Origin of the sequence: Aeromicrobium sp. Leaf272 (genome assembly GCF_001422865.1) — a bacterium.
Taxonomy (GTDB): Bacteria; Actinomycetota; Actinomycetes; order Propionibacteriales; family Nocardioidaceae; genus Aeromicrobium.
In genome coordinates, this window is the sequence record NZ_LMMY01000011.1 from 132,231 (window position 1) to 134,026 (window position 1,796).

The window sequence follows — 1,796 nt, forward strand, 5'->3', positions numbered from 1 at the left end:
TCGCGAGCTCACCCTGGTCCTCCCCCACTCACCATGGAGGGTCCTCCATGGTGAGTGGGGGATTCCCATCAGGTGATGGGAATCGAGGGACGGGTGGGGCGGAGGCGGACCGCTACGAGCGGCCGTGCTCGGCGAGGAGCAGCTGGTACCGACCGCCGGCGGCGATCATGTCCTGCGTCCGGTCGTTGAGGACCTCTCCCTGCAGCACGAGGTCCTTCGCCCGGACGGTGACGGTGGCCGCCCGCCAGTCGACCTCCATCTCGTCCCAGCGCTCGACCGACGTCGAGATGCCCGGCACGGTCAGCAGCGGCATGCCGTTGCTGACCTCGCCGCGCCAGAAGCCCGGCGAGAAGGACTCCGCGACCACGCCGACGATGCCCTCGTTGCGCATCGCCGTCATCGCCACGTAGTGCGGGTGCCCGTAGCCGAAGTTCCGTCCTCCCACGAGCCAGTCGCCCTCGCGCACCTTGTCGGTGAAGTCCTCCTCGTACGCCTTCATGCAGACGCTGTGCAGGTGCTCCGGGTCGGTGTACTTGATGTTCTGCACGCCGATCATCAGGTCGATGTCGTGGTCGTCGCCGAAGATCCAGGCCACGCGACCGGTCAGCACGTCGGGCAGCACCTGCGGCGCGGCCGTCGTCGCGGTCACGGGTTCACCACCTCGCGCGGGTCGGTCAGCCGACCGGTCAAGGCGCTCGCCGCGACGGTCGTCGCCGAGCCCATGTAGATGTCGGCGTCGGGGCTGCCCATGCGACCGGAGATGTTCAGCACCCCGGTCGACACGCACGCCTCGCCGGCCTCGAGCGGCTTCGCGTAGCCGAAGCAGAAGTCGCACGTGGACTCCACGACGTGGGCGCCGGCGGAGCGCAGCGTGTCCAGCAGACCCTCGGACTCGGCCTGCTCGTAGATGCGACGCGACGTCGGCACGACGTTGAGCTCCACGCCGTGCGCCACCTTCTCGCCCTTGAGGATCCCGGCCGCGGCCCGGATGTCCTCGATGCGGCCGCTCGCGCAGGAGCCGATGAAGGCGCGCTGGATCTTCTGCCCGTGCACCTCCGCCACGTCGCGGGTGTTCGACGCACGCGCCGACCCCGGCATGACGATCTGCGGGCTCAGGGCGTCGAGGTCGATGTCGTAGCGGGCCGTGTACTCGGCGTCGGGGTCGCTGTAGAGCGGCTCGAAGTCGCGCTGGGCGACCTTGCGGCTGTACTCGAGGCTCATCTCGTCGGGGTTGAAGATCGCCGACACCCCGCCGGCGAACATCGCCATGCCGCACAGGGCCTGGCGCTGGCCGAGGGCCATCGACTCCGCACCCGGGCCGGTGTACTCCATGACCTGGAAGGCCACGCCGTCCGCGCCGATGTCGGAGATGATCCGGTGGATCAGGTCGCGGCTCTCCACGCCGGGCGCGAAGGACCCGGTCAGGTGGAAGCGCGTGCTGGCCGGGACGTCCAGGTGGATGCCGCCGGTGACCCAGCCCTCGAGCAGGTCGCGGCGCACGCCCATGCCGAGCGCGCCGAACGCGCCGAGGCTGGAGATGTGGCCGTCGAAGTGGATGAGGAACGACCCGGGCATCGCGTAGCCCAGCTCGGCGGCGACCTGGTGGCCGATGCCCTCGCCCTCGTGGAAGTGCACGCCGTTCTCGTGCGCCCAGTCGCGGGTGACCTGGTGGACCTCGGCCTCGCGCTCGTTCTTGTTGGTGAGCATGTGGTCGATGAACAGGACGTACCGGTCGGGCTCGGCGACCTTCGTGACCCCGAAGTCCTCGCGCATCTGCTTGAAGAAGCGGTCGGTGT

At 69.5% G+C, this 1,796-nt stretch carries 2 protein-coding genes; both read right to left on the minus strand.

Translation table 11 applies throughout. From position 1 onward, the window contains the following. Positions 1 to 112: 112 nt before the first annotated feature. Positions 113 to 649: a hypothetical protein gene (locus tag ASF38_RS07735; protein ID WP_200914449.1), complete on the minus strand. Its 537-nt coding sequence runs from the start codon at positions 647 to 649 to the stop codon at positions 113 to 115. After that, on the minus strand, positions 646 to 1,796 hold a 1,151-nt coding region (locus ASF38_RS07740), incomplete at its 5' end, for an aconitase family protein (protein WP_056574962.1). The genes ASF38_RS07740 and ASF38_RS07735, both read right to left, overlap by 4 nt.